The sequence below is a fragment of the Paenibacillus sp. FSL H8-0034 genome, from assembly GCF_038000305.1.
Taxonomy (GTDB): Bacteria; Bacillota; Bacilli; order Paenibacillales; family NBRC-103111; genus Paenibacillus_S.
In genome coordinates this window covers 7944424-7960791 of the sequence record NZ_JBBOBS010000001.1, presented here as the reverse complement: position 1 = coordinate 7960791, position 16368 = coordinate 7944424, and the positions used below count along the sequence as shown (strand labels likewise).

The following is a 16368-nucleotide window of genomic DNA, read 5'->3' as shown; positions in this document are numbered from 1 at the left end:
ATCAGTCTGCTGATTAAGAGTTGAAAATTATTAGGATTCATGCGAACAGGTTCGATCAATATCCTCAGACCTATCCCCGTAAAGCTATTTAACCACCACGGTCAATACGACAGTTATCCAATACACTCCTATACCTACATAAAAGATGTTTTTCAGAATGGCTGCTTTTCTGCTGTTGTTAGATCTGGATTGGGCTGATCGATATTTGTGAATGCGGATCACCCGTTAAAAACAAATACCAGCGATTTCTGAAGCGTACCTGCGGACCATCAGCCAGGACATGGGCTTCCATTCGTAAAGCATCGGGAATGGGACGGGGGTGCTGACTCTCCACGAGGAGCTGATCCTCTTTAAGGACCTTGCTGCTGTACTTGGAAAATATGAAGCTAGCGCCCGGAAATTTGGCAAAATTACGTCCTGCAACCCCAAATATGGCAGTAACTTCCTTATCTATAGGTGTAAACGTTACGTAATTGATGAATTGGCTGCGCTTAGTCTGATCGACTGGAGAGAGAAGCCAATGATTTGGAAATTGGTAATCGAGAAAGGCGCTGCCGTTATGTATCCGAATGGTATCTTCCGTGGCCTCAAATTCAATGTTGATCTCCTTGAGGGATGTTTTTCCGATCGTTTTATTGTGAACGATAGGCAGGTGGGCAACGTCGAGTACGCTTTCCACCACACGTGTCAAATGAGCCTTCCATACCGCATCATAGGGAGCCATCATATAATCAGGATTTTCGAGAACCGGATACAGCTCCAGTGGAGGAAGGGGGTCTTTAGCCAACTCCTGATAGGTCTTCGGATAAACCCAGATCAAATTGGCTTTTTCCAAAACCGGGTAAGAGCGCGTGTGGGCAAAATTGGGGATTTCGCGATCTGGATGGGCGGGAATATCGACGCACTGTCCTTCACCGTTAAAGCTCCATGCGTGGTAAGCGCACTGTAATAGTCCGTCCTTGCAGCTGCCTAATGACAAGTCAGCACCACGATGGGGACAATAAGCATGCAGGGCACACAGCTTTCCTTGATCGTCACGAAACAGAACCAGGTCACGTCCTAACAACCGTTTTTTCAATAGCTGCTGTCCAGCCTTTATCTCTTTGGTCCAACCGATAGCATACCAGGTACAGGGGAATATTTCATGATCTTCCTTACGGCTCTTCCGATACGTTTCGTTTTCCATGCTGACAACCCTCCTAATTTGTTAGTGTTGCCAATGGGTTAAATGCGATTCATTAAATCGTGGCACAACTAGGCGATAAGGTGCACGCATGATCCTGGGAGGGATCTCGGCAAGCTGCTATTATATACACTATACCAACGGTAGTAGACTTTGAAACAAAAAACCATCCCGCCAAGGAGGGTTGGCTCCGGCGTGGATGGTCTGGTTATTAAGTGTTTTTATTCAGTCGCTACAGATTGGTCAGCCTGCAGGCCAACTGGAGCAATACGTACAAAGCTGGTCTCGAGATTGTTCAGCAAATGCTGTATCGTGTCAGCTGCATCCTGCTGCCCGGAACCAAGCAGCTCTTGATGATAGGCGGTAAGCAGCTCGTTCAAATCCTTGCTGCTTTGCGCGCCAATCTTTTCGATCTTGACTTTTGCGCCTTTGGCAATACGGCGAGTGATAGCTTGCTCATCCAAGCCCATTTCCGGTACAAGACGTTGGTATATCACGCCGCCAGTCATGCCTGCGCAAATCCAGGGGCCTGGATCACCAAGCACTACTGCGCGGCCATTAGTCATATATTCAAAGGCGAAGCCCTTCAGATTGGCTCGGCTCGCGATACCGCCAAGCTCATCCTGAAGTGGTGTATCGATTTCACCGCCAAATACGACATCAGCACCTGAAAAGCGGATGCAGGCACGGCTATCGGCATTCCCTTGAATGAGGAACAGTCCTTTTTGGGCGCCGTAACCAAACGATTTACCTACGGAGCCGTTAATATATTGATTGTTTTTACTCGGTGATTTCAAAATGGCAATCCTGCCGCCAAACGACATTTTGCCAACCCCGTCCTCAGCACCACCATGTACAGTAATTTGCAAGCCATGTGCGTTAAAGGCACCGAGACCATTGCCTGGTACAGAACCGTCCGTCAAGTTCAACGATACCGCCGGAAGAGCCTCATAGCTGCCGTCGAAACGATTTCTTACGCGGTGGCTGGCATAACGGGTACCCAGGATTCGGGACTCGGCATCGACCTTGGACCAGTTGCGCTGAATAGGAGCCTGGAAGCTCAAGGAGTCAGGGAAGAACTCCTGCCCTTCTGCACCTGCGGCAATGCGAATATCCGATGAAATCTCGGAAGCAGCCGCTGCTTGGGCATCCACGGCAGCCGCAAAGGAAACAGGTGCTGGCCGCAGGATTTCACTTAAGTCAATTTTATCGAGACCATTGATTTGCTGCAATAAATCGGAGCGTCCAACGAGCTCTTGTGCATGCTGGAAGCCAAGCTGTGCGACGATTTCACGAATTTCTTCGCCCATACCGCCAAACAATCGCACAAGTGAATCGACAGCCGTATCATAAACACGAGGAACGAAGCGGCGCAAGCCTTTTTCTTCGGCTTCTTCCATGGAATCAATTTGAGTGGCAATCCCTACATGGCAAGTATCCAAATGACAGCCGCGGCAGGTTGTGCAGCCGATTGCTTGCATGGAGATACTGCCGAAGCCGCAGCGGTTGGCGCCAAGCATCATCATTTTGACGACATCAGCACCGGATTTCAACCCGCCATCAGACCAAAGCTCGACCTTATGACGCAGACCGGCTTCAATTAAAGCCACGTGTGCGAGCTTAGTTCCAATTTCGGTCGGCAAGCCTACATGCGTCAAGGAATGGATCCGTGCTGCGCCTGTGCCGCCGTCAAACCCGGACAGTGTAATGACTTCCGCACCGGCCTTGGCTACCCCGACTACAATCGTCCCAATGCCTGGTACGACAGGAACCTTGACGATAATTTTAGCCTTGCGTCCACTGGCTTCCTTCAATTCGGAAATAATTTGAGATAAATCCTCAATAGAATAAATATCATGGTTATTGGAAGGAGATATCAAATCGGAACCGATAGTCGCATTCCGTGCTGCTGCGATCTTGGCAGTAACCTTGGAGCCCGGCAAATGTCCGCCTTCACCTGGCTTGGCGCCTTGACCGATTTTGATTTCCAGAAATGCTACCGCATTGGCAAGCTCAATGTTAATCCCGAAGCGACCGGAGGCTACCTGCGCTCCGCGTGTTTTGGTGTAGCGGCCAAGCATATCTTTAATTTCTCCGCCTTCACCGTTCATGGTGACCATGTTCAGCCGCTCGCCTGCCTCGGCATAAGCGCGGAACGCTGTTTCATTCTGCGAACCGAACGACATGGAGGAGATTAGCATAGGCAGGCTATGTCCGCCAACGCCGATATCGACTTGTGAAGGCGCAAGCGGCTTGCGGCCTTCCTGAAGGGCTTTATCATAATTAAAGTCGGCAACGTGACGAATCGAAATCGGGTTGCGCTGCTCTTCCTCGCGCAGCTTATCGCGATAGTCGCTGTAAGGAGCGGTGCCTGCAGCAGCTTCACCCAATGCTTTCCACATTCTTTGGAAGAAGTGGAAATTGCGTGCCGCTTTGGCCTTTGGATTGGAGAAGTCCTGATAACGGGCTTCGGCATCCTTTTCCAGCTCTGCAAAACCGGTACCGGCTTGTTCACTACCTAAATAATTAACAATATCAAGTACATCGGCAAGCTCCGGCTTGAGGCCAATGGAAGAGAAGAAGCGCGTATAGCCGCGAAGCTCGTGCGTACCGATGGTCGAGATGACCTTTTCCAAGCCTTTGGTTAAAGCACTGTACACCTTGCGTGCCGCCGGTGCGCCGTTTTTGGCGGATGCAGTAGCGAACAAGAGATAAGGTGACAATATATCGGCACCGAGACCACAGGCAACGGCAATATCGTGCAAATTGCGAATTGCAGCTGTGCGCAAAATAAGGGTAGCTTGGCGGCGCAGATTGTGGCCGTTGGGCAGCTTTTCTGCTCTCAGGGCGATATCGACCTGGGATACAGCAAGATGTGGGTCTATGAATAATCGATCATTTTGATGAGCATCGGCATCATCCAGAATAATAAGCATAGCACCGTTACGAACTGCGGACACCGCTTCTGCTGCCAATGCATGCAAGGCTTCCTTCAAAGAAGCGCCTCGTGCAAACGTAGTGGACAATACAACGACAGCATGCTCGCCTTGGGCGGCGAATAATGCGCGAATTTGCTCCAGGCTTAATTGATTCAGTTCGGTAAAGGAGTTTTCGGCATTGCTGCCTTCAAGCACTAGCGGTGTAAGCAATTCTATACGCAAACGTTGATCAGGCTGTTCATAGATGCCTGGGCGTGGACCGACAATAATGCGAGTGGAAAAGTGCTCCATTTCGCGATCGCGATCAATCGCAGGGTTCGTAACAACGGCTACACTTTCTTTAATAAAGTCGGGAATATTCGTACGTTCCCAGTTAATACAGGCATGAGGACCATCGTGACCCAGCGAGCGAATAGGCTCAGCGCCGGTTTCCGAGATCGATTCAATCATTTGGATACCTTCACGGTCCCAGCCAAAAGCGCTGTAAATCGCATCAACGATTGGTGTTGCTTCTGCTGCAGGCACCTCAACTTCAGGCTGCTCCATATTCTTAAGATGCTTGCGCAAGCCTGCAAATTGAACGCGTTCGCTCGCACGATCATATACAAGGGATTGAACACCGGAGTACGGAATAACCTGAACATGCTCCCCAGGTGTCAGGACGACGCCGACTTTTTCGCCGGGAGCAATGGGCTTCGGATCAGCAACCATTTCACCAACCGTAATGACACCTTGCTCGGACGAGAAATAGAGCGAGGTTTCGCTTTCGACCATCCATACCGGACGCAAACCAAGTGCATCCACGCTAAAAATACATTCATCTCCATAACGAGATACGATACCAGCAGGGCCTTGGGCATAATGACCCCATACCTGACGATAATATACATATAAGTCCTGCAGTTCCGGACGGAACAGCTTCATTTCATTAATAATCGGAGGGAATACAATTTCCATGGCTTCAAACAAGCTGATACCATAACGGTGAATGAAGGTCTCGATGGTCCGATTCATATCCTGGGAGTCGCTACCGCCGTCTACCAGTTGAACGCCCACCAGGTCGGCTTCCAGACGTAACTTTTTGACGGTATTGATTTCGCCGTTATGACCGAGCAGGGAAAAGGGCTGCACACGGAAAAAGCTGGATTGCGTATTGGTAGAAAACCGATTGTGGCCGATAGTGACCTGAGCCGCAAACAACGGATCACGTGTATCGTTAAAATATAGCGGAAGAATGCTCGCAGCACCCATCACTTTGTAGGCTGCGGTAACATTGCTCAGTGTAGCTACATGAACGGTATAGCTTCGTTCGATCGCTGTATGAAGCTCGAATAAGCGGTCAGCGGTCTTCTGCTCCTGCACTTTACAGATGGCGGCAATTTGCCAGAAGGTAGGCTCGTCAGCACGGCCATTAGCGCCAAGTACACTGCTGTCTACCTGATCTTCCTGCTCCAAAATGATATCAACACCATACTGGTTAAACAGCTCCCGAATGCCGCTTTGCATATCCTTGACAGAGATGTCAAGCTTACGGGGAACGAATATATGAGCGACGGAGAACTGCTCGCTGTACGCTTGCTTGCCATCCAAGCCTGCATTGTTCAGCTTTTGTTCCCAAAGAGCACGTGGAATATCGGTTAAAATCCCACAGCCGTCCCCTTCCCCGTTAATAAAGCCTGAACGGTGTTCCAATTTCACAAGAGCATCGATGGTTTTGCGAATATTGTCTCTGGACGGAAAGCCGTCCTTTTCTATAATACAAATAATCCCGCAGCTGTCGTGCTCGACAGCCAATAAATCTCGAAATTGTCCTTCATTACGCATAGCTTCATTCATGTTAGTGGTCAGCAGGCTGACCATCACCTCCCAATCAAAAGTTGTGGCTTAAGTCTCGATACGTGAGTGTGCGAGCTGCAAGCTGTAAGAATTAAATCAGAAGAAGGAAAGCGGACAAATTTACCAACTACCACTAATGAATAAAAATTCATTGTTCCTGTATAAAGAGTGGAAGGCAACAGATTGTAAGCGAATAAAATACGTATAGCCAAAAGGAGACGTAAAACCCGGGATTGATAAAATAAGCAACCAATTGAACTGGAATATTGCTTGAAAGCCCAAGAATCTGCTAATTTACCAGAAACAGAGTATAGATAGGATATCACGAAATAGCGCAAGGCACAATAGAACATTATAGGTAAAACATAGATGTAAGCGTTATTTATTGTGCATAATTGGTGAATAAAGAGAAAAATATAATTATTTTTGATCTCTGTAAAAGCGAACGAACTATTATCATAATCAGATAATAGTTCGTTATTTGAGGTTTATGGATGAGAGCGTACTGTTACCGATTAGCTGCCATAACGGCAAAAGCGTGCTCTGCCGCTGCTATAGTTGCCGCAATATCCGCCTCTGTATGGGCAGCGGTCATAAACCAGGCTTCATATTTGGAAGGTGCCAGGCAAATTCCCTGCTCAAGCATCAATCGGAAAAAACGAGCGAATTGTTCGCCATCCGTGTCCTGTGCTTCGTCGTAATTACTTACAGGATGATCGCAGAAGTGGGTAGACAACGACCCACGGATGCGATTGATCGTCAGCGCAATGCCGTGCTTGCGCGCGGCTTGGGCCAGTCCGGCCTCAAGGCTGGCCGTCAGTGCATCGAGCCGGTCATAGAGGCCCGGCTCCTGCAGTGCCTGCAGGCATGCAATGCCTGCAGAAATGGAGGCAGGGTTCCCCGCCATCGTCCCGGCTTGATAGGCCGGACCTAAGGGAGCTACCTGCTCCATGATCTCTTTGCGGCCCCCGTAGGCACCAATCGGCAGTCCGCCGCCGATGATTTTACCAAGGGCCGTCAGGTCTGGCTCAATGGCTGAAGGGCTTGCTGCCTGAAGGCCATCAAAGGTTTGCGCTGAGCCATAGTGGAAGCGAAATGCCGTAATAACCTCGTCGTAAATGACGAGAGAACCATTGCTGCGTGTTGCTGCACACAGCTGCTCCAGATAGCCGGGTATTGGCATGACCATGCCAAAATTGCCGACAATCGGTTCAATCATCACAGCAGCAATCTCGTCGCCCCACTTATCGAGTGCTTCCTTCAGCGCTTCAATGTCATTGTAAGGAACGGTAATGACCTCACTGGCAATGCTGGGCGGTACGCCTGCACTGTCTGGTATGCCGAGTGTGGACGGTCCAGAGCCTGCGGCGACCAGCACCAGATCGGAATGACCATGATAGCAGCCTGCAAATTTAATGATTTTGCTGCGTCCAGTAAACGCACGGGCAACACGTATGGTAGTCATTACCGCTTCTGTACCGGAATTGACAAAGCGCACCTTATCCAGTGAGGGGATGGCGGCCTTAAGCATCTGTGCAAAAGTAATTTCAAGCTCTGTTGGTGTGCCGAATAAGGTACCGTTCTCGGCAGCGCGACAAATGGCTGCCGTCACGTGCGGATGAGCATGTCCGAGTATAATGGGGCCGTATGCAGCCAAATAATCGATATACTTTTTGCCATCCTCATCCCAAAAGTATGCACCCTGGCCACGTTTCATAAATATCGGGGCACCGCCGCCGACCGCTTTGAAGGAGCGGGATGGACTGTTGACGCCGCCAACGATGTGCTGGAGAGCCTCTTTGTACAAATATTCGGAACGCGGTCCGGCCTGGCTGTTAGTATGAAGTTCAGTCATAGAAAAGCTCCTTCATTATGTAAGATAGGTATCAGGCAGTTTAATGGAGTAAAAGCCCTTTAATGACGATAACGGCTTGTCCTTGAATCAGTACCCTGCTATCGGCTGTCTGCAGCTTCAGCCTACCGCCTCTTTCGGATAATTGAGCGGCTGTCATTGTACTCTTGCCGAGCTTGTCCCTCCAATAGGGAGCCAATGCACAGTAGGCAGAGCCTGTTACCGGATCTTCATCGACGCCTACCGGAGAGAAAAAGCAGCGGGCTACAAAATCATAATCCGGGTTATCAGACCTACTTGTGACGAGCAAGCCCCGACTGGGCAGGTTTTTAAGTATTTTGAAATCAGGCTTTAGTTGTTGTACGGCTCCTTCTGACTCAAGCTCCACAATATAATCCAGACGATTGCGATAAATGGCTACAGGCGTTACACTGCCCAACGCTTCAAGCAACTGAGGGGGAGCTTCTGCAGGGGCAGGAGGCTCTGCTGGGAGATTCAGCTCGATTCCATTATTCAATCGCTTGGCCGTCAGTACCCCGCTCTTGGTGTGAAATCGAAGCTGCTCGATTCCATAGGCAGCCCCTGTTTCCCATATGACCTGGGCAGATGCTAGTGTAGCATGACCGCACAGATCAACTTCTGTTTCGGGTGTGAACCAACGCAAGCGGTAGCTGCCATTTCCCATTGCACATAAAAAGGCGGTTTCGGACAGATTGATTTCCTTGGCCACCTGCAGCAGCCAATGGTCGTCATTAGGGAATTCTTGAAGGATGCAGACAGCTGCCGGATTTCCAGAAAAAGGAGTAGAGGTGAAGGCATCGACAGTATAAATAGGGATCATTCGAAACAGCTCCTTTTGGAAAAATAGATAAAATCAATTCTATAGGAAAAGCCGCCCCATCCACTATAGAGTGGCGTAGAGCAGCTTTCACTGCGGATGCGATAATAGGCTGGATACTTATGGGGTTCTTACGTAATGCTATGCTCACTATGGATTCGCGCTCGATTGGGGCTTATTGACTGCCGCTGGCTTACTGCTTGGAGCTGTTGGAGCAGGTAACACAGGTTTATTTGTCACACCGGCATTCGTTTTGGAGGTAGAACCTGCTCGCAGGTCAGCCTCTACGACATTGCTTTTACTGTTCACATCTTTCGTGAGGTTTGTTTTTGAGTCTTGTGCATTCAACAGTGACTTGATGAACACCTGCAGCTTATCCCGATTTACCGAGATGACATCTGCTCCTCCAACCTTCTTTTCAACGAGCAGCTCGGAGGGAGGAATCTGCTGGCTGATTAAGCCTTCGGTTTTCGCCTCATAGCCAAGTGAACCCAGTTTAATCATATCTGTCGTAGACAGATTGGTTTGTATATAAGGATCAATACTGCTAAGAATGCGCGGGATTTTGAGCAGGGAAGAGGTGGATTGCATTTTCTTAAGTACAACCTGTACAAAATTCCGCTGCCGCTCCGTACGTGCGAAATCGCTTAAGGCATCATGACGGAAGCGAACATATTGCAGCGCCATTTTGCCATCGAGATGCTGCATCCCCTTTTTTAAATTGATATCATATTCATGGCCGTCCTCAGCATCCGAATATTTCATATTTTTCTCAACATCGATATCGATGCCATCAATGGCGTCCACTAGCGCGATAAACCCTTTGAAATCGGTATATACGTAATATTGGATAGGGATGCCAAGCAGATCGCTTACCGTTTTCATCGTCAGGTTGGCACCGCCATAAGCATAGGCCGCATTGATGCGGTCCTCACCGTACCCAGGTATTTTCACGTATGTATCCCGCATGATGGAAAAGAGGTGTGCTTTTTTGGTGATTGGATCTATGGAAGCGACAATTAAAGAGTCTGAACGCGGCACCTCGTTTTGCTTCATGCCCCGTGAGTCACCACCAAGCAGCAGAACATTGACACGTTGGTTGCCCTCCCACTTCGGCGGCAAGTAGGTTTCGACGGTTTTCGACGTACTTTTTACCGACATGGTACTAAGTGGTTTATTGCCGGAACCTGGCTTATTTTGGATATGATTGGCGAAATTCAAAAAAGCATATGTATAATATCCGACACCACACAAGAGCAGCAGACATATAGCCAACAGCGACCACTTCAATTTCCTAATCATTGTGCGCCCCCCTTTTCATTCTGTCGATTTGCTTTTGATTTGTACCGGGTTCGTGTATCATAACATATATAGGGTTTGAAAAAGCAGCAGAATCATACCTCAGTCAAGGAGGAAATGTTTCTCTGTTTTCATTTTCTATCTTAATTATAGTTCGTTTGTTTTATCGATATCAAGTTTCATGAAATCGGATATTTTGTCGAACTTCCGTACATAAATATGCTGAAATGATTTTCAACAGGAGGAAGCTATGTTTGCCATTGAAGTGAATGACCTACGTAAGGAATTCAAGATTCAGAAAACGCGTGAAGGACTTAAAGGGGCCGTACGTGACCTGTTCAACCGGGAGTACAGCCAAGTTACAGCGGTCAAGGACATCTCCTTTCAAATTACCAAAGGGGAAATTTGCGGTTATATCGGTGAGAATGGGGCCGGCAAATCGACAACGATCAAAATGCTGACGGGTATTCTCGTTCCCACCTCCGGCAGTATTAAGGTGAATGGCTACATCCCTTACAAAGAACGGGAAGCGTTTGTGAAAGGGATCGGTGTTGTATTTGGTCAGCGCAGCCAGCTCTGGTGGGATATCGGCGTAATTGAGTCGTTCCAGCTGTTGAAAAAGGTATATCGTGTCTCTGAGGCTGATTTTAAGCCTCGTTTAAGTGAGTTGGTTGAACGGCTGCAGCTCGCGGATCTGTTGAACAGGCCTGTCCGTAAGCTGAGTCTGGGACAAAGAATGCGCTGTGAGCTGGCGGCATCCTTGCTGCACAACCCGCAGATTGTATTTTTGGATGAGCCGACCATCGGTCTCGATATTGTAGTGAAGACGGAAATTCGCGAATTTCTCAAGTCGATGAACCAGCGTTACGAAACAACGATTTTATTGACAACGCACGATTTGCAGGACATTGAAGCACTCTGTTCCAGGGTCATCATGCTTGATGATGGACGTATTATATATGACGGCGGACTCGCCGAGCTGAAAGAAAAATGGGGCAAGGGCAAAGATATTATTATGCGATTTGCCGAAGCTGTACAGCTCGACCGATTGAGGGAGCTGACTCAAGGTATGGACGTGCATTGGTCAGCAGATGATGAAGGGACTGCCCGGGTGTGGATTCCGCAAAATGGAGCCAACGTCTCCGATGTTCTCAGCCGCGTAGTCGGTGTGATGAATATTGAGGATATCAAAATTACCGAAACGAACACAGATGACATCGTAAGGGAAATTTATAAATCCGGTTCTGCCGAAGTGAAGTCCAAGCCCGCCCTGCAAGACGATTCCGCCCAAGCAGCGGAGGAAAAGGGTGTGAACTTGCATGCTTAGCGCTTATATGGAGATTATCCGCATGCGGTTTCTCATGATGCTGGCTTATCGCGTCAATTACTACAGCGGAATTATCATTTATGCGCTTAATATAGGTGCGTATTATTTTTTGTGGAAAGCAATCTACGGGACAAGCGAGACACTGGGCGGTATGACGGTGGCGCAAATGACGACATATGTAGCCGTTTCATGGATGGCCCGTGCGTTCTATTTTAACAATCTGGATCGCGAAATTGCTAGTGAGATCAAGGATGGCAGTGTTGCGATTCAATTTATTCGCCCCTACAACTATATTATTGTGAAAATGATGCAGGGCTTCGGTGAGGGCATCTTTCGGCTGTTTCTGTTTATGGCTCCGGGAATGGTTGTGGTTTCGCTGCTGTTTCCGGTTAAGCTGCCTACCGATCCGGTAATATGGGTTGTCTTTATGATTATGTTATTTCTAAGCTTCCTGATTAATTCACAAATTAATATCATAACCGGGCTATTTGCTTTTTTTCTGGAAAATAATGAGGGCATGATGCGGATGAAGCGGGTGATGGTTGACTTGTTTTCCGGATTGGTCGTGCCGATCTCCTTTTTCCCTGGCTGGGCTGAAGGGGTGCTGAAGCTGCTGCCGTTTCAGGCAATTACGTATTTGCCCGGCGCCGTATTTACCGGTAAAGTGACTGGCAGCGCCGTATATGAAGTATTAGGTGTGCAGCTTTTATGGTTCGTGCTGCTTATTGTGCCGTTAGCTTTGCTGTGGCGCGGCGCACGGACACGGCTGTTCGTGCAGGGAGGTTGATCGTATGGCATTTTATGCAGGCCTGGTGCTTGATTATTTGAAAAATTATATGAAGACACGTCTTAGCTACCGTTCGGATTTTTGGATTGAAGTATTGTCTGATCTATTGTTTAATGGTTTGAATTTGTTCTTCATACTGGTGGTGTTTCAGCATACACAGCTGATTGGCGAGTGGAACGAGCAGCAGGTATTGTTCGTGTACGGTTATTTTATGGTTCCGTTCGGTATATTCAGCGCCTTCTTCAGTCTGTGGGGATTTACGGAAAAATATATTGTGAAGGGGGAAATGGATCGAATTTTGACCCGGCCCGCTTACAATCTGGTACAGCTTATGCTGGAAAATATGGATCCGTCCTCCTTGTTCAGCGCCTTGACCGGCTTTTTGATTATGATCTATTCGTGGTCGCATCTGGGTCTAACGCTCTCCTGGTATGATCCATTGGTGCTGATTGTGCTGGTGGCCGGTTCGATCATGATTTATGGGGGCATCTATATTTTCTTTATCGCCACCTCGTTTTTCTCGGACTCCCCAACCGGAATTTTGCCATTGATCTACAATTTGCAGAACTATGGACGGTATCCGATGACGATTTACAACAAGCTGCTTGGCTTCTTGCTGACTTGGGTATTACCGTTTGGTTTTGTCGGTTTTTTCCCGGCTGCGTATTTTCTGGATCGTGCAAACTGGGGAGGTTTTGCTTTGCTGACCCCGCTTGTCGGATTGGTGTTCCTGGCGTTCGGTTTAACGGTTTGGAACATTGGTGTCAAGCGTTACCGCGGAGCAGGATCGTAAATGTTGCCGTTTCTGAACAGCCTTCTCTACCTGAACAGTGGGGGAGGTGTTTGTTGTCAACAGAAATGTACATGCGTACATTTGGAAATATTTTAATAATAAATTCAGGTTATATTCAGCTTCGCATCATTCTTTCTTCATAAATTCGGCCTATAGTTTTAAAATGAGGGGTTCATGACTAATCTGGACAGAAATACATAACCCTACATACTGAACCTATAGAGAAAGGATATGGAGGGAAGCGGGATGCTAGATACAGAATTAGAGAAAAAAGGCCGTCGATCCACAAGAGCTTCCGAAAATGGAGGCCATCGGTCGTTGATGGGGCTGCGTGCAGCTGCTATTTGTTTATTAAGTGCGACATTGTTGACTACAGCTGCCTGTAGTAAGACCCCTGCCAAGGGGGAACCGACAGCCTATTCGGGGCAAAAGGTGGTGCAGTCGATGGAAAGCATTCTGCCGCCGGATTATTGGCCAACAGCAAGCTGGAAAACTGCATTACCGGAGGAGCATGGAGTTGACTCGGCGTCCATTGCGGCAATGGTCGAGGAATTCAAGGATCACAATGTGCACAGCTTCGTCCTGATTCGGGATGGATATGTATTGTCAGAAGGTTATAGTCAGGCAGTGGATGCGGACACGCGGCAGCCGCTCTATTCCGTGACCAAAAGCGTGACATCCGCGATTACGGGAATGTTAATAGGCGAACAGGTGCTTACGGGTGTGGACCAGAAGCTAAAGGATTTTTTCCCTGGTATTGAGCGTGATGCGGCTAAAGGCAATATAACGGTGGAACAGGTGCTGTCGATGACTTCGGGGCTTGAATGGGACAATAGAGGTGAGCGTTCCTCCAATGAAATGGCGGATTCACCGAACTGGCTGCAATATGTTTTGGAGCGACCTGTGACGAGCCAGCCAGGAACGGTATTCAACTACAGTAATGGCAATGCACATCTGATGTCCGGTGTATTGCAGACGGCGCTGGGTGTACCGATTAGCCTGTATGCCAAATCCAAGCTGTTCGACCCGCTCGGCATTACGAATATGTCCTGGGGAGTCGATCCGCAAGGAGTTTCCAATGGCGCCTGGTCTTTGCAGCTTACGACTCGGGATATGGCCAAGTTTGGATTGATGTATTTGCAAAAAGGTCAATGGGAAGGCAAGGAAATTGTGCCGCGCTCATGGGTCGAGGCATCCGTTCAGCAGCATGTAGCCGAAAATTACGCAGACGGCACACGAGGTGGCTACGGATACTTTTGGTGGCTCAAGCCGGTTTCCAATTCGGGAAGCGCGATACTTGACCATGATGCTTTTTATGCAGCAGGCTCGGGTGGACAGCGTATTTTCGTAGTTCCCGATTTAAATCTGATTATGGCTTTTACAGGCAACAACCAGAAGGAAGACTACATGCCAGAAGGTATGCTGTTCAAAGCGACCATGGCGGTCAAATCGAACCAGCCATTAGCTGCTAATGCTGCAGGAGAGGCGCGACTTGCTGCTGCACTGCAAGCCTTTAAGGCAATGGTGGACAAGCCGGAATAGAAGATGTCAAGCACGTCACAGCTCAGGATATCCAATATCGGTTATCCTGGTTTGTACATAGAATGGGTTCGTACAATAGCAAGTTTCGTACATAGGAAAGGTGGATAAAAGAATGTCACAGCTTGAAGTGGGACAGAAGGTTCCTGATTTTACATTGCCCTCGAGCAGCGGCGAGCTTGTACCCCTCCAGCAATATCTTGGAAAAAAACTTATTATTTATTTTTATCCGGCTGATCTGACACCCAGCTGCACTCAGGAATCTTGTGATTTTCGTGATGCCAACGGAGCATTTGACGCTTTGAATGCAGCTGTACTGGGAATCAGTCCGAATGATTTGAAATCTCATCATAAATTTATTGCCAAGTATGATCTCCCCTTTGAACTGCTGTCCGATCCTGACCATAAGGTCAGTGAGCTGTTTGGTGTATGGCAGCTGAAGAAGCTGTACGGGAAAGAATATATGGGCGTGGTGCGTTCAACTTTTCTTATTGACGAACAGGGTATTTTGGTTAAGGAGTGGCGCAAGGTGAAGGTGAAAAATCATGTGACCGAAGTTCTTCAAGCGGCAGAAGAATAAGTTATTATTATATACATAAAGGACGGTAGAGAGATGAGGTATCTTTCGAGTAAGAGCCGATATATAGCTGCCTGTACGTTGGTGGTAATGGTAATGCTAGCTGTTACCACCGCCTGCGGGAATCAAAAGGAAACGAAAGCGGATGTATACTCGGACCGCGAGATCATCAAGCAGCTTCAGGAATTAAAAAAACCTGATTATTGGCCTACGGAGCAATGGAAGAGTTCGACTCCCGAGGCTCAGGGGATGGATTCGACGGCGCTTGCCGATGTGATGAAGCAGGTTCCAGGGAACAACATCCATAGTCTGGTACTGGTACGCAACGGTTATATACTGGCTGAAGGCTACAATGCAGATGCGTCGCCAGATGTCCCTCAGGATATTTTGTCAGCCACGAAAAGTTTGACCTCAGCATTAACAGGCATCGCGATCGATGAAGGCAAGTTAAAGGGTGTGAGTCAAAAGCTGTCGGAGGTGCTGCCACAAGCGGTTGCGGCCAGTCCGGATAAAGGTGCGCTTACGATTGAAAATTTGCTGACGATGACATCAGGGCTGAAATGGGACAATGAAGGAGAGCGCTCCTCCAATGAAATGGTCGACAGCAATGACTGGGTCAAATATATACTGGATCAACCGCTGGTCGGTAAAATGGGCAAGGACTTTAATTACAGCAACGGAAATGCACATCTGATGTCGGCTATTTTGCAAAAGGCTGTGAATATGCCAACGGCCAAATATGCGGAGCAGAAGCTGTTCGCACCGCTCGGCATTAAGGACGTGGAATGGTATGCCGATCCACAAAATATTGATATTGGCGCCTTCTCGGTGCATATGAAAGCACGGGATTTGGCGAAAATTGGATACTTATACTTGCACAATGGACTTTGGGATAAGCAGCAGGTCCTCTCTACCAAATGGATTGAAGCTACCTTGAAGAAGCATGATGATCAGGAATTTGCCGATGGTTCACTGGGCAGCTACGGTTACTTCTGGTGGCTGAAAAATATTGAATCCAAAGGAACGGCAAATCGCATTAATATGTTTTATGCTGCGGGCTCAGGTGGACAGCGCATCTATGTGCTGCCCAAGCAAAATCTGATAGCGGTATTTACCGCAAGTACAGCCAACTCGTTCGTCACGGAATCCTTGCTCGAGAAAATAGTCGGAACGATTCGATCTGATTCTCCACTGCCTGCTAATGCGGATGGAGTCAACAATCTGAACGCCGTTATGACAAGCTTCAAGCAAATGAAGGATAAGTAAGCCGTGCGCACCAATAACGATAGATAGACAATAGCAGAACCATGGAATCGTCAGCCACTTGTGGCTGTACGGTTCTTTTTTGTGCTGCAGAACCATATAGTCTAGTAAAATAACGGATGATTCGGAGGGTTA

The 16368-nt window shown here is 48.2% G+C and carries 11 protein-coding genes; 6 read left to right on the top strand and 5 right to left on the bottom strand.

Annotation, left to right across the window (positions count from 1 at the left end; translation table 11 throughout):
* Positions 1 to 178: 178 nt before the first annotated feature.
* The 5 genes from NST47_RS35495 to NST47_RS35475 all read right to left on the bottom strand — a co-directional run bounded on the left by NST47_RS35495 (position 179) and on the right by NST47_RS35475 (position 9950).
* Positions 179 to 1186: an aromatic ring-hydroxylating dioxygenase subunit alpha gene (locus NST47_RS35495; protein WP_341159321.1), complete on the bottom strand. Its 1008-nt coding sequence runs from the start codon at positions 1184 to 1186 to the stop codon at positions 179 to 181.
* A gap of 218 nt (positions 1187 to 1404) precedes the next feature.
* Complete coding sequence (locus NST47_RS35490) at positions 1405 to 5958, bottom strand: glutamate synthase-related protein (protein WP_341159320.1); 4554 nt, start codon at positions 5956 to 5958, stop codon at positions 1405 to 1407.
* 508 nt (positions 5959 to 6466) lie between these two features.
* On the bottom strand, positions 6467 to 7813 hold the full coding sequence (locus tag NST47_RS35485; RefSeq protein WP_341159319.1) for a glutamate-1-semialdehyde 2,1-aminomutase: 1347 nt from the start codon (positions 7811 to 7813) through the stop codon (positions 6467 to 6469).
* A 40-nt stretch (positions 7814 to 7853) separates the two neighbouring features.
* Entirely contained in the window at positions 7854 to 8651 is a 798-nt protein-coding gene (locus NST47_RS35480) for a PhzF family phenazine biosynthesis protein (protein WP_341159318.1), read from the bottom strand.
* 147 nt (positions 8652 to 8798) lie between these two features.
* Positions 8799 to 9950, bottom strand: coding sequence for an LCP family protein (locus NST47_RS35475; RefSeq protein ID WP_341159317.1), 1152 nt, complete (start codon positions 9948 to 9950; stop codon positions 8799 to 8801).
* A gap of 247 nt (positions 9951 to 10197) precedes the next feature.
* Between NST47_RS35475 and NST47_RS35470 the strand changes: the two genes are divergently transcribed.
* From NST47_RS35470 to NST47_RS35445, 6 genes are all read left to right on the top strand, one after another.
* Positions 10198 to 11274, top strand: a complete 1077-nt coding sequence (locus tag NST47_RS35470; RefSeq protein WP_341159316.1) for an ABC transporter ATP-binding protein — start codon at positions 10198 to 10200, stop codon at positions 11272 to 11274.
* Positions 11267 to 12061, top strand: coding sequence for an ABC transporter permease (locus NST47_RS35465; protein ID WP_076235513.1), 795 nt, complete (start codon positions 11267 to 11269; stop codon positions 12059 to 12061). The genes NST47_RS35470 and NST47_RS35465 overlap by 8 nt, the downstream gene beginning before the upstream one ends.
* A gap of 4 nt (positions 12062 to 12065) precedes the next feature.
* Positions 12066 to 12854, top strand: coding sequence for an ABC transporter permease (locus tag NST47_RS35460; protein ID WP_341159315.1), 789 nt, complete (start codon positions 12066 to 12068; stop codon positions 12852 to 12854).
* Positions 12855 to 13100: 246 nt separating this feature from the next.
* Positions 13101 to 14396, top strand: a complete 1296-nt coding sequence (locus NST47_RS35455; RefSeq protein ID WP_341159314.1) for a serine hydrolase domain-containing protein — start codon at positions 13101 to 13103, stop codon at positions 14394 to 14396.
* A 112-nt stretch (positions 14397 to 14508) separates the two neighbouring features.
* Positions 14509 to 14973 (top strand): thioredoxin-dependent thiol peroxidase, encoded by a 465-nt coding sequence (bcp, locus tag NST47_RS35450; protein WP_341159313.1) that lies wholly within the window; start codon positions 14509 to 14511, stop codon positions 14971 to 14973.
* A 93-nt stretch (positions 14974 to 15066) separates the two neighbouring features.
* Positions 15067 to 16236 carry a serine hydrolase domain-containing protein gene (locus NST47_RS35445; RefSeq protein WP_341159312.1) on the top strand — a complete coding sequence of 390 codons (1170 nt, stop codon included), beginning with the start codon at positions 15067 to 15069 and terminating at the stop codon, positions 16234 to 16236.
* Positions 16237 to 16368 lie beyond the last annotated feature (132 nt).

What these genes read in the sequence shown, in the direction of transcription:
- NST47_RS35480 (WP_341159318.1), bottom strand. Translation starts at nt 8,651, where the DNA reads ATGATCCCTATTTATACTGTCGATGCCTTCACCTCTACTCCTTTTTCT.
- NST47_RS35460 (WP_341159315.1), top strand. Translation starts at nt 12,066, where the DNA reads ATGGCATTTTATGCAGGCCTGGTGCTTGATTATTTGAAAAATTATATG.
- NST47_RS35465 (WP_076235513.1), top strand. Translation starts at nt 11,267, where the DNA reads ATGCTTAGCGCTTATATGGAGATTATCCGCATGCGGTTTCTCATGATG.
- NST47_RS35470 (WP_341159316.1), top strand. Translation starts at nt 10,198, where the DNA reads ATGTTTGCCATTGAAGTGAATGACCTACGTAAGGAATTCAAGATTCAG.
- NST47_RS35445 (WP_341159312.1), top strand. Translation starts at nt 15,067, where the DNA reads ATGCTAGCTGTTACCACCGCCTGCGGGAATCAAAAGGAAACGAAAGCG.
- bcp (WP_341159313.1), top strand. Translation starts at nt 14,509, where the DNA reads ATGTCACAGCTTGAAGTGGGACAGAAGGTTCCTGATTTTACATTGCCC.
- NST47_RS35495 (WP_341159321.1), bottom strand. Translation starts at nt 1,186, where the DNA reads ATGGAAAACGAAACGTATCGGAAGAGCCGTAAGGAAGATCATGAAATA.
- NST47_RS35475 (WP_341159317.1), bottom strand. Translation starts at nt 9,950, where the DNA reads ATGATTAGGAAATTGAAGTGGTCGCTGTTGGCTATATGTCTGCTGCTC.
- NST47_RS35490 (WP_341159320.1), bottom strand. Translation starts at nt 5,958, where the DNA reads ATGAATGAAGCTATGCGTAATGAAGGACAATTTCGAGATTTATTGGCT.
- NST47_RS35455 (WP_341159314.1), top strand. Translation starts at nt 13,101, where the DNA reads ATGCTAGATACAGAATTAGAGAAAAAAGGCCGTCGATCCACAAGAGCT.
- NST47_RS35485 (WP_341159319.1), bottom strand. Translation starts at nt 7,813, where the DNA reads ATGACTGAACTTCATACTAACAGCCAGGCCGGACCGCGTTCCGAATAT.